The 13144-nt window shown below is 36.0% G+C and carries 20 protein-coding genes; 7 read left to right on the top strand and 13 right to left on the bottom strand.

Annotation, left to right across the window (positions count from 1 at the left end; translation table 11 throughout):
* Positions 1-71 precede the first annotated feature (71 nt).
* From FLJC2902T_RS08320 to FLJC2902T_RS08260, 13 genes are all read right to left on the bottom strand, one after another.
* Positions 72-1667, bottom strand: a complete 1596-nt coding sequence (locus FLJC2902T_RS08320; RefSeq protein WP_081712545.1) for a DNA cytosine methyltransferase — start codon at positions 1665-1667, stop codon at positions 72-74.
* Position 1668: 1 nt separating this feature from the next.
* Positions 1669-1887, bottom strand: coding sequence for a hypothetical protein (locus tag FLJC2902T_RS08315; protein ID WP_035677892.1), 219 nt, complete (start codon positions 1885-1887; stop codon positions 1669-1671).
* Complete coding sequence (locus FLJC2902T_RS08310) at positions 1887-3644, bottom strand: hypothetical protein (protein ID WP_035677889.1); 1758 nt, start codon at positions 3642-3644, stop codon at positions 1887-1889. The genes FLJC2902T_RS08315 and FLJC2902T_RS08310 overlap by 1 nt, the downstream gene beginning before the upstream one ends.
* A gap of 31 nt (positions 3645-3675) precedes the next feature.
* Entirely contained in the window at positions 3676-3966 is a 291-nt protein-coding gene (locus FLJC2902T_RS08305; RefSeq protein ID WP_035677885.1) for a hypothetical protein, read from the bottom strand.
* A complete protein-coding gene (locus tag FLJC2902T_RS08300) occupies positions 3938-4915 on the bottom strand; it encodes an RNA-directed DNA polymerase (protein WP_023579359.1) in 978 nt (325 codons plus the stop codon). Before FLJC2902T_RS08300 ends, FLJC2902T_RS08305 begins: the two co-directional genes overlap by 29 nt.
* Before the next feature lie 213 nt (positions 4916-5128).
* Positions 5129-5506, bottom strand: coding sequence for a hypothetical protein (locus tag FLJC2902T_RS08295; protein ID WP_035677883.1), 378 nt, complete (start codon positions 5504-5506; stop codon positions 5129-5131).
* A 10-nt stretch (positions 5507-5516) separates the two neighbouring features.
* The gene (locus FLJC2902T_RS08290) at positions 5517-5900 is read right to left on the bottom strand and encodes a hypothetical protein (RefSeq protein ID WP_023579357.1); all 384 of its coding nucleotides are present in this window, start codon (positions 5898-5900) and stop codon (positions 5517-5519) included.
* Positions 5901-5912: 12 nt separating this feature from the next.
* Positions 5913-6392, bottom strand: coding sequence for a hypothetical protein (locus FLJC2902T_RS08285; RefSeq protein ID WP_023579356.1), 480 nt, complete (start codon positions 6390-6392; stop codon positions 5913-5915).
* 5 nt (positions 6393-6397) lie between these two features.
* On the bottom strand, positions 6398-6670 hold the full coding sequence (locus tag FLJC2902T_RS08280) for a hypothetical protein (RefSeq protein WP_023579355.1): 273 nt from the start codon (positions 6668-6670) through the stop codon (positions 6398-6400).
* Between the two features lie 14 nt (positions 6671-6684).
* Positions 6685-6993, bottom strand: coding sequence for a hypothetical protein (locus FLJC2902T_RS08275; RefSeq protein ID WP_023579354.1), 309 nt, complete (start codon positions 6991-6993; stop codon positions 6685-6687).
* 23 nt (positions 6994-7016) lie between these two features.
* Entirely contained in the window at positions 7017-7280 is a 264-nt protein-coding gene (locus FLJC2902T_RS08270; RefSeq protein WP_023579353.1) for a hypothetical protein, read from the bottom strand.
* A 367-nt stretch (positions 7281-7647) separates the two neighbouring features.
* Positions 7648-7884 (bottom strand): hypothetical protein, encoded by a 237-nt coding sequence (locus tag FLJC2902T_RS08265; protein WP_023579352.1) that lies wholly within the window; start codon positions 7882-7884, stop codon positions 7648-7650.
* Positions 7885-7900: 16 nt separating this feature from the next.
* Positions 7901-8083 (bottom strand): hypothetical protein, encoded by a 183-nt coding sequence (locus FLJC2902T_RS08260; RefSeq protein WP_023579351.1) that lies wholly within the window; start codon positions 8081-8083, stop codon positions 7901-7903.
* 82 nt (positions 8084-8165) lie between these two features.
* On the opposite strand from FLJC2902T_RS08260, the gene FLJC2902T_RS08255 reads away from it, so the two are divergent.
* The 7 genes from FLJC2902T_RS08255 (at position 8166) to FLJC2902T_RS08225 (ending at position 13130) form a co-directional block, all read left to right on the top strand.
* Complete coding sequence (locus tag FLJC2902T_RS08255) at positions 8166-8537, top strand: helix-turn-helix domain-containing protein (protein WP_023579350.1); 372 nt, start codon at positions 8166-8168, stop codon at positions 8535-8537.
* A gap of 98 nt (positions 8538-8635) precedes the next feature.
* Entirely contained in the window at positions 8636-8797 is a 162-nt protein-coding gene (locus FLJC2902T_RS16235) for a hypothetical protein (protein WP_023579349.1), read from the top strand.
* Positions 8798-8888: 91 nt separating this feature from the next.
* A complete protein-coding gene (locus FLJC2902T_RS08250; RefSeq protein WP_023579348.1) occupies positions 8889-9224 on the top strand; it encodes a hypothetical protein in 336 nt (111 codons plus the stop codon).
* Positions 9225-9227: 3 nt separating this feature from the next.
* Positions 9228-9977, top strand: coding sequence for a DUF4339 domain-containing protein (locus FLJC2902T_RS08245; protein ID WP_023579347.1), 750 nt, complete (start codon positions 9228-9230; stop codon positions 9975-9977).
* Between the two features lie 449 nt (positions 9978-10426).
* Entirely contained in the window at positions 10427-10705 is a 279-nt protein-coding gene (locus tag FLJC2902T_RS08235) for a winged helix-turn-helix domain-containing protein (protein WP_162147680.1), read from the top strand.
* 217 nt (positions 10706-10922) lie between these two features.
* Entirely contained in the window at positions 10923-11726 is an 804-nt protein-coding gene (locus tag FLJC2902T_RS08230) for a CPBP family intramembrane glutamic endopeptidase (RefSeq protein ID WP_035677862.1), read from the top strand.
* A 462-nt stretch (positions 11727-12188) separates the two neighbouring features.
* Positions 12189-13130 carry an SdiA-regulated domain-containing protein gene (locus FLJC2902T_RS08225; protein WP_023579344.1) on the top strand — a complete coding sequence of 314 codons (942 nt, stop codon included), beginning with the start codon at positions 12189-12191 and terminating at the stop codon, positions 13128-13130.
* Positions 13131-13144: the final 14 nt, after the last annotated feature.

Here is a 13144-nt window from a genome sequence, read left to right as displayed (position 1 = left end):
ATTGAAAAAAAATGATACGTAAATTGAAAAGTTGTAAAACATGGTTTTTGTGGTTTTAAATGGTTAAAAAATTATGCGACTTTTGATTTTTTTGATTGTAAAATTGCTTCGTAATTTGCTCGTATTAATGCTTTTGCACAATTTACTTCTACCGCATTTCCGATATATTTTTTTTGTTCTGTTTGAGTTCCTTTTAATTTGTAATCTTTTGGGAACCCTTGTATTTGCAATAATTCAGGGATTTTAAGCATTCTCATTTTTATATCAATAATCTCATAAGCACCCATGAATTCCTTAATTTTCACCATAGTTTCATTATCATCATCATAAATTGGAATTTCAAAATCACCTGTAGTAGTATTTACTAAGTAAAGCGGGGCTTTATCTTGTCTTGCAACAACGGTACAGCAAGGTTTTTCTACGTCAGTATTATTTCCTCCCCAAGCGGGATTTAAAATGAAATTTTGAGCCTTTACCAATGAAAATTTAGGGACCGCTGTAATAGTATCAATTGGTTTTTCAATTGATGAAGCAACTCCGGTTCCATATTGCTTATCTAAAAAAATTGTGGATGCCTTCGCAATCCTATCTTTAGTCGTTACGGTTGGTGAAGGTAATTCCAATGAATGTATTCCACCATTTCCGTAATAGGTATTTAAATGTGATGCAGTAACTATAGCGTGAGTTCCATTTGTGCAGATGGTACCCATTGGCTTGTCCAATGAATTTACTTTTTGATGAGGGTTTATTTTACCACCATTATAACGCTTGGTAAATGCATAATCACCTTTTGCGACAAATTTTAGAAGTCCAGCATAAATTCGTTTCAATGTGTTTTCTGAAAGCTCTTTTTTTCTTTCAAAAATGCTTATTCCTTCATCTTCCAAGTCTAATATTTCACGAACTGGCTTCCATTTTTCCATTGGAAACAATGGACTATCGATTTTATCTTTTGTATGTGATTGTTCAGGCCATGCTATTGATAAATCATGTTTTACAAATTGGATGAATAATCTTTCTCTTGATTGATATGATCCAAAATCAGCAGAATTTAAAATTTTAGAGTCGTGTTTAAACCCGTAATTACATACTTCGGTTATCCATTTCATATAATCTCGGCCTGCATTTCTGCTAATTGGCTTTCCATTTTCACAGAGTGGTCCCCATGCCATGAACTCCCTAACATTTTCAACATAGAAATAATCCGGATTTAACTCTTTTAGATACATAAACATGTGTTCTGCTAATGTTCTGCTATCTGCATTTCGTGGTTGTCCTCCTTTAGCTTTGCTGAAATTCGTACATTCAAGTGATGCCCATAGATTAATGATGCAATCAGGAAACTCTACTCTAAGTCTATTACATAAATATCTTAGTTTAATAACTACTTCAAAATCACGAATATCTTCAATGAAATGAAGTGTATCAGGGTGATTTTCAGCATGTGAGTTTATTGCATTAAGATCATGATTTACACAAGCTGCAACAAAACTGTTTGTTCCTGAAAAATGAATCCCTGAACTGGTACCACCGGCTCCGGAAAAAAGGTCAATCCAAAAAATAAGAGAAGTAGTTTCCTTGGGATTTATTACTGAATACACCCATTTAGTAAAATGATCAGTCTTTAATTCGAGATTGTAATCCTGGACTTGTATTAATGAATTCATATTAGAATAATGTTAGTTGTTCAAAAGGTTCATACGTTGTAATTTCCACTAAATCAGGATATAATGACTGATATTTATTAAGATATTCAATACCGGTTACGGTGAGTTTTGGAATATCCGGGAACCATTGTTTTAAAGTGGCCACTTTCTCCATAGCTGCATTGTAGATCATGTTACCTTTGCGGCTGTATTGCTCGTTTGGGTTTAGAAATTCTGCCATTAACAAGTATATTTCGTTGCTGAAAACTGCAATAAACGCTCGGTTAATTTTCCTTCGTACTGCTTTGGCAGGTTGTTTTTTACGTAGTCAAGCAAATCGTTAAGAGAAATTCTGTTATTGAAAAATCGTTTGAATACCTGATCGAATTTTTTAGCGTAATTGATACGCTCTTTACGGTGTTTTGCCTTACGGTTAACTTCATTTTCCTTTTGTTTTGCCGCTTCCTGATACGCTTTGTGCTTCAAGTAGGCTTTTTTGGTGTATTGGAACCCTATTTCTTTAGCTTCGGTACGTGTGAAGTCGAAATAATCACCCGGATAAAGCGTTTTTACGTCATATTTTGTAAACCATTTGTGAGCGTGGTTAAGTCTCCAACGGTATTCCTGCAATTTATCCACCATCAAATCTTTACGGTACAGGTGATTGTTGCCAATGAACATTTTTTGCATCCAGGCGTTGATTGCTTTTTTCCATGATCCAACAAATGGGGAAGAAGTGCGATACAAACGCGCTGCCGATTTCATAAATTCCTGAATAATAAGGCTTTTAAATTCCTCGCGTGTCATGGTTCCGTTCAAAGCTTCATGATACAGGACCCGAATATCAATCGGTTGGTAGTAGTTGAATTCTCCGGCGGCAAGTCTCACGGCTAATTCCTGTTCGTGAAGTAGGGTTTCTTTGAGTTTTTCCGATGAATCGCGCAAAACTTTAACATTTTCGGCCGCGCCCCTTGGTGAAACTTCTTTACCCTGCGGGTCATGTTCTTGTAAAAAAGAAATTAAAAGATCAGGCGCTTGCGCCGTTCCTAAATCCAGAGAATTGTTTTCAACATTCTCTTTTATTTTAATATTTATTTTATTAGTTCTTGTACACTCATTATAATAAACAGGTAAAACTTTCTTTTTTTCATTCGTAACATGTTGATTTTCAGTAGTAGCATAAGTCGACGAATAAGCGTCAAAAACAACTAAAATTTGACTGTTAATTTCGTATTTAACGGCTCTTTTTATTCCGGCGAAGAAGTAGTTTGTCAAAACTCCGGCCTCCTCTAAACGGTCTCTATGATTGCGTATCGTCTTGTTGCAAACGTCGATACTTTGAACACCGTTTCTTTGTAATTCAGTTACGTAGTTTGATTTTAGTGATAATGGCTTTACCGATTGCTTTTCGGTAGTGCCAATCCCCATGTAAAATTTTGTTTTTGAAGCTATTTGTTTAGAATAAAGGTGTAAAATTTGACCAAAAACAACTTCAGTACCGTACTTAACAAGTAGTAGGTTCTTTTTTTCGACACAAAGTCCACGTTCTGCATTGAATTCGTCTGCCAATTCATTGAATTCTACAGGTCTTTTTTTGCCGTTTTTCTTTAAAAAAATAGCTTTAAAACCTATCTGCATTTCGTTTAATCCGGCTTCAATGTTTTTTTTAACTACTTCATTATGCCTTTTAATGTCTTCGTTTTTCTCACGAATCAATTCGTTGTATTCTGCAATGTGGATACGGTAATTATCCATTGTTGCTGCAAAGGCTTTTTGATCTATATAAGGGTAAATTGCACATACGGTACGTGAATTCTCCGTGAATTGCGGGAATATAGTACGTGAAATGGTACGTGATTTACGTTCACGTGGTACGTGAGTGGTATGTGAATTATCTTTTTGTGGTACGTGGCCGGTACGCGACGTACCCTTTACGTTCCCGAATAGATCGGCCGCCATTATTCCGGCGTGCTGTATGTCGTTGGTTCTTTTTTGCATGGTGGTTGGTTGGTTTTAAATGGCAATGTTTTTATGAAAACTCTAAATGTTCATCTACTTTTTTTATGGTGGTTTTAAAAGGAAAATGATCTTCTGATATTTTTTCTATGGTTTGGATCAGGTATTTTGCCGTTGTCCAAACAACCCGCATTTCATCTTTAAATTGTATTTGTAAATCCAGTCGCTTCCCTTCATAATTTGATGGTACTATCCTAAATTTTAAAACAATTATTTCCTGATTTAGTAACTTTTCAATTTTTATTTTATCTCCTGTGAAATTTTCAATTACCGGTTTAATTCCGAAGTCTTTGAAGTTGTTCATCTGAAAGTAGTTTTTTTATTAAATTATTTGAGTTGCAGTGTACCGCCCATCCTAAATAAGAATCAATTGTACTTTTAGGCTTCTTCTTTTTTACTGCCCTTGCAAATCTTTTTTTGATTGATTTTCGAAGCAAAGTATATTCGTGGTAATGTTTATACCCTACGAAATCTATACCGCGGTCTTCCACTGCAAAAACCTGATAATTCCCTTTCACGGTTAGCTTTAAATTTTCAGACAGATATTGTTTGATCTCGGCCAATATCTCATGTAGAAAATCCTTGCTGTCAGAAAGTATTACAATATCATCCGCATACCGGAAATAATATTTCACCCGTTTATCTTCTTTTATCCAGTGATCGAAGTAACTCAGATAGAAATTTGCAAAGTATTGACTTAAATAATTCCCGATCGGTAAACCCGGTGCGCTGTCAATTATTTCATCCAGTAGCCAAAGTAAATCCGTGTCCTTGAATTTTTTACGCAATAGCATTTTTAAAATATCGTGGTCTACATTTGGATAAAACTTCTTAATGTCAAGTTTTAAACAATAGGTGGTACCCGAAACATCTTTCAACGCCTTTTTAAGGTTGTTGGATGCCTTATGGATTCCACGTCCCTTTATGCAGCTGTATGTATCTGCCGTGAAATTTGCTACGAAAATGGATTCCAATACATTCATTATGGCGTGATGGGTAATTCTATCCGGAAAATAGGGCAACCGATATACTTCACGCTCTTTTTGTTCATGCACTTTGAAAATATCGTACTTTGATGTTTGATACGTTCGGTTCTGTAGCGTTACCCGTAATTTCAAGAGGTCTTCTTCACGGTTTTTGTTGTGAAGCTTTACACCATACTGCTGTTGTTTGCCTTTTTGAGCAATTGCATCGGCCAGTCGAAGGTTTTCGATACTCGTTATTTGATGATATAAATTTCCTATTCGTTTCATGCCTTTGTTTTAAAAGGTCGTTTTCGTTTTTCAACTACCAGCGCCCTGTTAAGAGTGTTGTTTTTTGCTATGCGAGCAAGGTCTGTGATGTTTTAATTTTTTACATAGGTGCGCGCTGACATTCGAATTCGTATTCCAGTTATCGTAGTCGTTGTACGAGAAACTGACACCTGAAGGAGAACTACAGCAACTAACACCACACAACCCTTTTGTTTATTTTATTTCTCTCTGATACACCATGAAAGCTTTGTACAAATCCGGGTAATTTTCAAATATCGCTTTGGCTTTTTCTCTTGATTCAGAAACAAGGCGCGCGCCGACAAGCGAATACGTATTCCAGAGAACGAAGTCGTAGTACGAGAAACCGACACCCGAAGGAGAACCCATGTCGGCTACAGGTGAATATTTTCTTTGTTCATACTTCGTAAAGTCCGGTTGAAAATCAGGGTTTTCATGATCTACCACTACAAATAATTTTGCAATGGCAATAACCGCTTCAACGTGTCTTTCAGGTATTCCTGTAACTGTAACTGCATTTGCATCTAAATTTTCAAGTGCAAAAATTTCTTCAACTGTTTTGTGATCCTTCATTTTCAAAATATTATTTGGTTTGAATTTTTCTTTGGTAAACCATCATTTCCTTATAATCTTCATGGCATATTTCTGCAACATGCTTACCGGCTTCGCGGGATTCAGAAACAAGGCGCGCGCCGACAAGCGAACCCGCATTCCAGCGATCGCAGCCGCTGCACGAGAAACCGACACCCGAAGGAGAACCAGGTTCGAATATGTTTTCGTACTTATCTTGACGGTAATCACTGTAATCCGGTTCGAATTCAGGATTAACGGCATCATGGGCAATGCAAAGGTTGATAAATGCGTGTGCCGCTTTTAGATGTCTTTCAGGAACACCTGTAATTTTTACATCATCCGGATTAAAATTTTGCGAGGCGAAAGCTTCTGATTTTGAGTTGAATTTTTTCATCGTATTTAGTAATTAGGTTGTTCTTGATTGTTGGTACTGAGGTAAGAATTTTTCAACGGCATCAATCATATTTTCATAAGCTTCTGGCCCATGAAAAACAAGGCGCGCGCCGACATACGAAAACGAATACCAGTAAACGAAGACGTCGTACGAGAAACCGACACCCGAAGGAGAACCCATGACAAAACGAGGGTAGTATTTACGCGTATCGTCTGTAAAGTCAGGCATTCCTCCTCCGCAATAAGCTGCTACGATAAGTATTTCAAAAGCATTGGCTTTTTCATGTAGTTCAAAACCGTTCCATTTTTCATTAAATGCTTCTTCCGTAGTGTTGTTTAATTCAAAAATGTCCTGAATGGTTTGGATTCGCTCCCTGATATTTTTGATAAATACGTTTTTGCCAAATAGATTAGATAATAACTTTTTCCCTTTGGCATTAGTTGCTTCAAAGGCTTTTACTGCATTTTCTTTGCTGATTTGTAGTGTTTCCATGTTTATTATTTTGTTCTTTCGTTAACTTCACTCATTAATTTATCGATTTGCTCTTTAGTGTATTTTTCCTCATAGGATTTTAAAAGATATGAGGAAAACAACCTTTTAATGCTGTCACTATCCGTGTTTAAAGAATCCAATTCTATCATATCTACTTTCTTGCAGTCAAGATTTATAAATACATATTCATTTGATCGCAACATTTTAAAACAATGCTTCACTTTTATGAAAAAATCTTCTATTCGGTTTTTTGATTCGATGGTGGTTTTCTCTATCATTGGTTTATGGTGATTTAATTCAACAAAGCTTTACTCGGAACTACGGAAATTTTTAAAAATCGTTGTGCCGGGTTGTGGTTTAAAAAGGATATGCGGAATTGAAAGGTGGCGAAAATTGCGAGTATGGCTTTAATTTCCATTTGCAAATATTCATCGAAATGAAAGGTAATGTAGTTTTTATTGGTATCTTCCTGATATTCTACTGCAGCAACGCAAAGATAATTCGTTACCTGATCTACAGGTTGTTGTAAAAGAATTGGAAGTCTGTGAAGCGTGGGACGTTTGCCCACCTCCTGAATAGGAATGGTTTTTAACATAGTCATGGTTTTGGTTTTAAATGGTTTTTTTATTTTTCGAAGCGGTCAACCTTCGCGGTTATGATATTCTGATTAGGTGAGGTTACACTTTCCTTAACTTCAACTATTTCCCGAATTACATAATACAGAAATGTAGTAGTTTTTTTCGATTTTGCAACTTGTAATTCTGTACCCGGTTCTACAACCGTTTTATTTGTGATCCTAAACCTTATTTCCGGTTTTCGGCTAAATTCTTTCTCACTGGTTGGCCAAATGATTAATGTAAAATCGGGACCGTTTACTAATGTTTTCATAATCTCATTTATTTTTTCATTGTTCACCTATCGGGAGAGGGCAGCGGCACGGTATCAATCGGCCGGCCCTCAACGTCCAGGAATAGTACAGGTAACACCTGCGGGATCATATTATCACTATTCTTTAGATCGTGTTAAAAACTTGCTGCTTCACCCGTATGGGAGGGCTATCGGCCGATAACCAGTCGGCCAGCCCTCACCTGGGGGACTATGCAATCTTTAACGTGGTCGTAATATTTTACAGCAATCTTTTATATTATGGCTCATTTTTTGCTACTTTTGTTTTGTCGGGGTGGTTCCTGACAAACTTCTCACCTCATGGTGGGTTTTAAATGGTGAGCGCTGGGGTGGTTCCTGGCGCTCTTTTTTATTGGTTGGCTTTAAATGGTGGCGTCGGGGCTGTTTTTCGTTTTTTTCTGTCCATCAGTAATTTGTAAACTTTCTCATAACACTCTGCATACGTCCAAACCACTTCTTCCTCCTGTTTTCTTTTCGTTTGCTTTGGCTCTTTTGGTTTTGCTTCCTTTTGCAGCATAGTCAATAACCTTTCCAACTCACCCGGAGGGAGGGACATGGCTACGTTATATGCTGTTTCTGCTTTCATTTCTTACAAAATAATGTTAATTGGCACGGTTTTTAGTATTGTTTCGGCGAACAATTGTATAAACCATTTCATTGCCCAAATCAAATTCAGCAGCAACAATTGCAATTGCTTCCTTTTGCTTCATTTCTTTTAATAAAGAATCGTAACGCACTTTCATTTTTGCGTTTCTTTCCGATAAGAATTGTTTTAAAGTTTGCATTTTTTTGTATTTTGATACGACAATGTTACGATAAAAAATCGCATAAACAATAAAAAATCGCATTAAAACGATAAAAAATCGCATGAAAAATTATATAGGACTGAATATCAAGTATTTGTATGAAAAGAATTTTTTGTCGCAAGATGAGTTTGGAGAATTGTTTGGATTAAAAAAGAGTGTTATTGGAACTTATGTGAGGGAAAATTCAGTTCCAAAAATTGAAACGATTCAGAGAATTTGTAAAAATTTTGAAATATCGATCGATGATTTTGTAAACCGTCCTTTATCGGAAGTTTCCAAAATGAATATTGCAAAAGAACCGGAAAGTCATTACGGTCTTGAAAATGAATTGATGGCAACTAAAGATAAGATCATTGCTTTATTGGAAGCGGAAAACGAGCGTTTAAAAGAAACTATTACCGATTTGAAAAGCAAGAAAAGTAACTCGGCCTAAATATCACCAATTTTGGTGATGCAATATACCGGATTTCGGTGATGCGCCATATAGGGGAAAGGTAGTAATATTGCATGCCCAAATGCAATATTAAAATAATGCCCGAGTCCGCTAATACCTACGATAAAACCATTTTTTTACTAAAGGAAACCATTCATTTAAAAAACAAACATATCTCGTTACTGGAAGCCGATAACGAACGATTAAAAAAAGAAAATGCCAAACTGAAAAGTACCAATAAAAGAAGATTCGCGGCCTAAATTAAAAATCGTTTGGAAAAGCGAAAATTTCTTATAAATTTGACACTACTATTAATATGGGTAATTATTGCCTTTTTTTAACTATACACTTATGAAGAAATTTATTTTACCTTTTTTCCTTGGGGTTGTTGTAACCTCCGGAGTTGCTTTTAAAGCTGTGACTGATATTAAAAGAAATAGTGCTGAAGTTTATGAATCAGCTAAATTTAAGAATCTTTGTGTGTTTACCGATAGTAAACCGCTTATGCAGTACGATACGATAGGAAAGGTTCATATTAATCCTTATACAAGATTATATTATAGTGAAATAAGAGACAGGTTGTTAGAAAAATGCAATGAAAATTATCCTAAAGCGGATGGCTTTATTTTATCGAGAGGAAAAGATGGTAATGGGTATGATGGTCATGTGATTCAGTTTAAAAAATAGATTATGAAGCAATACTACTATGAGATAAACGGAATCCAAACCGGACCGGTTACAATCGAAGAACTCAAGAATGTAAATATTTCAAGAAATACCCTGATTTGGTTTGAGGGATTGGACAACTGGATTAAAGCAGGAGAAGACGAGGAACTTAGAGAAATTTTCAAAAGCATTCCTCCACCATTAAATAATTCTGCAACGCCACCACCGATAGCACAAGTAAATATTCCTTCAAAGAATAAAACTACGTTATTAGATAGTACGAAGGCTAAAGTGTTAATTGTCTGCTTTGCTACTGTAGTTACAGTCATTCTTTTCTTTTCATTTAGCGATAATGAAAGAACAGTAATAGAAAGACAGACGATCGACAATACTCAGCAAATTTCGAATCAACAAAATTTGATTGACGAGCAAAACGCGAGAATTGCAGAACAGGAGAGAGTGGAGGCGGAAAGGAAAGCACGTGAAGAAGCGGAACAAAAGAATTTGAAAATACAAGCGTTAAGAGCAGAATTAGATCGCGCTTATAGTTCTCTTGAAGCTTCAAGAAGAGATTTTGTAAAAAACTCTGAATTTCAATTATTAAGGAGTAGAAGCGAAAAACAAGCGCAATTAAACTTTATAAAATCTACGATAAAAGAATGGGAGGATGAAATTTTCCGAATAAGAGGCGAACTTACCAACTTGGGGGTAGATACACCGAAAGAGGAAATAGTTACCGAAGAAGTAGCGCCACCAGCCTCCTCTTTTCAATAATTTCCAGCGTACATTTTGCGCATACGATTTATTAAAATATAGTATTAATTACATCGCTTAAAGCCTGTAAAACCGTTGATTTATTTTAAATTTCAAATTGTGGTTCCGAAGGTCGCGGGTTCGAGACCCGTCTTTCACCCTTACTACTTTAAAAGCTTCGAGGAAACTCGGAGCTTTTTTTATTTAATTTATTTAAAGCTTCCAGCCTTTTAAAGGCTGGAAGCTTTAGAATTATAACAACGATTCTTAGGATTTGTACATCCTCCAAAAGCCCCGGATTGCGGTATGTTTTTTCATTCAAATAAAACCATATGATAACTATTTGTTTACGATTTGTTTTCATCGACTATGGATGTTAATCGTAATATTGCGGAATGATTTTGAATAAAAAAAATTTTTCGGATACTCAAATACACCTCTCAGAAATATGTAAAGCACTTGCAAGTCCTGTGCGAATCGCAATTTTGGAGCAAATTGCAGTTAAGGACGACTGTATTCAAAAAGAATTGGTAGAAGTAATGGGTTTGGCTCCAACAACAGTTCTTTCCCATCTGCAGGCTTTAAAAAAAGCGGGTTTACTAAAAGGCAGCGTATCTTCAGGAAGCAAATTATGTTATTGCATTGATTGGCAAACGCTGAATGATTTCAAAATTAATTTAGGGAATCTTCATGAGAAAATCACGTTGCATCACACCAAAGTATTTGAGAATAAAGGGAAGTGTATGTAGGTATTAAACAAAAAAAAAGGCAGATTTGTGTCTGTGTTTTTATCTCGCTGTTTTGTAGAAACTTATTTGCCGTCATACAAAATTTGGAACTAAGGGAGCTCACAGCTTTAGTTGATTTTTCATAAATGAAGTATTTTAATTGTAAATAATTTCTTTTAATTCTTATTTTTGACATATTAAATCCGATTCGGGAACAGAACCCTAAAAGAAATTAAAATTGGAAAATCAAAAGGATAGTACATTTGTACTGAAACAAAACAAAACCGCAAAAATTCTGCTTTCTTTCATTGTACTGTTTCTGCTATACCATGCTGCAGAATATTATATTATGTTTGAAAATAATGTGATGGTATTCTTTTTATTTCAGTTTGCCTTCTTTATTTCAGCATATCTTCTAGGTAACTGGTATTCTAAAAACGGATTAACCGCATGGGGATTGCCACTCTCAGCCAAATTGTTTAAACCGCTTTTAATCGGAATTGCAGTAGGAATACTGCTGTACGGAAGTACTTATCTTATTTCATTGGCTTTGGGTGTGGAAACTATCGAAAGTGTTCCTGATTTTACAACCGCCGTAAAAACAGTTTTGCCTTTTGCTTTTGGGGTGTTTTTCACTTCTTTCTCCGAAGATATTTTAACGAGGGGGCTCGTTTTTGCTCATCTGAATACTAAAGTAAAACCGCTGTTTCTGATTGTAATTTCGGCAATCATTTATCTGCTGAATCATATTTATCGTTTAAATGACGGTCTGGAATCACTGCTTTATATTTTTCTTTTAGGGATTCTTTTTATTATACCGGTAATTTATACGAAAAAATTATGGCTTACCGGAGGAATCCATTGGGGCGGCAACGTATTTTTCTTTTTTTTACACAATGTCATACAGAATCAGACGAACAGTAACCTTATTTCTGCAAATTATTTATTTGCCATCTGTATCGCACTTTTTATACCGATAGTGTGGTTCTTGTTTAAATCCAATTGTAATTCAAAAGTGACATGCCCGAATGTTGTCAGTTAATAAAGGCTTATAGTGTCGGTGTTTTGGAATCGTGTGCAAATGAGCCTTTACGTTATATTGATAAAATCCGCCTCGAGAAGCTACCGTGAGGACACAAATATTAAAAAAATATTTTAGCCACGAATTCACTAATTTATACAAATTGATTAGTGAATTCGTGGCTAAGTTTTTTAATAAGAATATGAAATCAGTGTAAATCTTTTCAATCTGCATCATCTGTATACTATTTTTTTAGCGATGTGTCTAGACGGTAGTCTCGGGAAGTAGTTTCATGAAAAATGAGGTTTTAAGTCTTTAATTAACTATTTGAATATGAATTCTTTCGTGTGTTTGATTCGGAGATACAACAAATTTGAGTAACTTTAAACTCCCTGACTCCGTAAACCTGAACGAGAGGTTGTCATAATGCTTTGGTATCAGTGCCAATTCAGGCTTTTGTCCCTTCATTAAACCGTTTGCAGCATGAACAGATTTTATAAATTAATGGTGTTGTGTTTGATTTTCTCCAGTTGTGAATCGCAAACAACAATGAAGCAAACTATCGATTTTAAAATTCAGAAGAGTATCTCCGAAACAATTGAAGGTTCATCTTCTGGCATTCCGTACAATCTGAATCAGCCAAATAAAAAGTGTGTGTTGCCAGCCATTCTGAACGAAGTGTCAGGACTCACGGATATTGATCTGGCTCATGTTGCCTGTGTTCAGGACGAAATCGGAACCGTATTTATTTATAATTTTCAGATCGACTCGATTATTGCCACACATAAGTTTGACAGTGTAGGTGATTTTGAAGGGCTGACCTTCACCGGAAAATCGCTTTTTATTCTGCGCAGTGACGGTCGTCTGACCGAATGGGAAAATTTCAACCTTAAAACGGGTGGGGCAGGAAGGGTTTCTCATTCAGTACTTCAGCTTCAGACGGCTAATAACGAGGGACTTTGCTTCGACAGCAGAAAGAACCGCTTGCTGATTGCTGCGAAAAGTAAACCCATGAACCATGATTACAAATCGGAGCGGTTTATTTATGAATTTGATTTGGAAAAAAACAAGCTGAACAGTAATCCTGCTTTTAGTATAAATACGATTGATTTGGAGACAGCGGCCAAGGAATTCGGTATTGTAAAGCAAAATACAACAGTGGAAGGAAGGGTCAAATCGTTCAATTTTCGGCCTTCAACTTTGGCGGTGCACCCGAAAACATCGGATATTTATATCATATCGGCGGCCGACAGATTACTTCTTGTAATCAATGAGCAGGGAAAAATCAGTTACATGGAACGGCTCAGTGCGGATTTATTTGCAAAAGCGGAGGGAATAACGTTCCTCAGTGACGGTACCATGATAATCACTAATGAAGCCGTTGACAAAGTTCCGACATTATTGGTGTATAAGCCAATCAATTGAGGAACCCGGCACGA

This window comes from Flavobacterium limnosediminis JC2902, from assembly GCF_000498535.1.
GTDB lineage: Bacteria > Bacteroidota > Bacteroidia > Flavobacteriales > Flavobacteriaceae > Flavobacterium > Flavobacterium limnosediminis.
This window is presented reverse-complemented; position numbering and strand designations above follow the sequence as displayed.

Bases quoted from the DNA above. Each gene is read 5' to 3' on its own strand.
- FLJC2902T_RS08320 (WP_081712545.1), bottom strand. From the start codon at position 1,667: ATGAATTCATTAATACAAGTCCAGGATTACAATCTCGAATTAAAGACT.
- FLJC2902T_RS08315 (WP_035677892.1), bottom strand. From the start codon at position 1,887: ATGGCAGAATTTCTAAACCCAAACGAGCAATACAGCCGCAAAGGTAAC.
- FLJC2902T_RS08310 (WP_035677889.1), bottom strand. From the start codon at position 3,644: ATGCAAAAAAGAACCAACGACATACAGCACGCCGGAATAATGGCGGCC.
- FLJC2902T_RS08305 (WP_035677885.1), bottom strand. From the start codon at position 3,966: ATGAACAACTTCAAAGACTTCGGAATTAAACCGGTAATTGAAAATTTC.
- FLJC2902T_RS08300 (WP_023579359.1), bottom strand. From the start codon at position 4,915: ATGAAACGAATAGGAAATTTATATCATCAAATAACGAGTATCGAAAAC.
- FLJC2902T_RS08295 (WP_035677883.1), bottom strand. From the start codon at position 5,506: ATGAAGGATCACAAAACAGTTGAAGAAATTTTTGCACTTGAAAATTTA.
- FLJC2902T_RS08290 (WP_023579357.1), bottom strand. From the start codon at position 5,900: ATGAAAAAATTCAACTCAAAATCAGAAGCTTTCGCCTCGCAAAATTTT.
- FLJC2902T_RS08285 (WP_023579356.1), bottom strand. From the start codon at position 6,392: ATGGAAACACTACAAATCAGCAAAGAAAATGCAGTAAAAGCCTTTGAA.
- FLJC2902T_RS08280 (WP_023579355.1), bottom strand. From the start codon at position 6,670: ATGATAGAGAAAACCACCATCGAATCAAAAAACCGAATAGAAGATTTT.
- FLJC2902T_RS08275 (WP_023579354.1), bottom strand. From the start codon at position 6,993: ATGACTATGTTAAAAACCATTCCTATTCAGGAGGTGGGCAAACGTCCC.
- FLJC2902T_RS08270 (WP_023579353.1), bottom strand. From the start codon at position 7,280: ATGAAAACATTAGTAAACGGTCCCGATTTTACATTAATCATTTGGCCA.
- FLJC2902T_RS08265 (WP_023579352.1), bottom strand. From the start codon at position 7,884: ATGAAAGCAGAAACAGCATATAACGTAGCCATGTCCCTCCCTCCGGGT.
- FLJC2902T_RS08260 (WP_023579351.1), bottom strand. From the start codon at position 8,083: ATGCAAACTTTAAAACAATTCTTATCGGAAAGAAACGCAAAAATGAAA.
- FLJC2902T_RS08255 (WP_023579350.1), top strand. From the start codon at position 8,166: ATGAAAAATTATATAGGACTGAATATCAAGTATTTGTATGAAAAGAAT.
- FLJC2902T_RS16235 (WP_023579349.1), top strand. From the start codon at position 8,636: ATGCCCGAGTCCGCTAATACCTACGATAAAACCATTTTTTTACTAAAG.
- FLJC2902T_RS08250 (WP_023579348.1), top strand. From the start codon at position 8,889: ATGAAGAAATTTATTTTACCTTTTTTCCTTGGGGTTGTTGTAACCTCC.
- FLJC2902T_RS08245 (WP_023579347.1), top strand. From the start codon at position 9,228: ATGAAGCAATACTACTATGAGATAAACGGAATCCAAACCGGACCGGTT.
- FLJC2902T_RS08225 (WP_023579344.1), top strand. From the start codon at position 12,189: ATGAACAGATTTTATAAATTAATGGTGTTGTGTTTGATTTTCTCCAGT.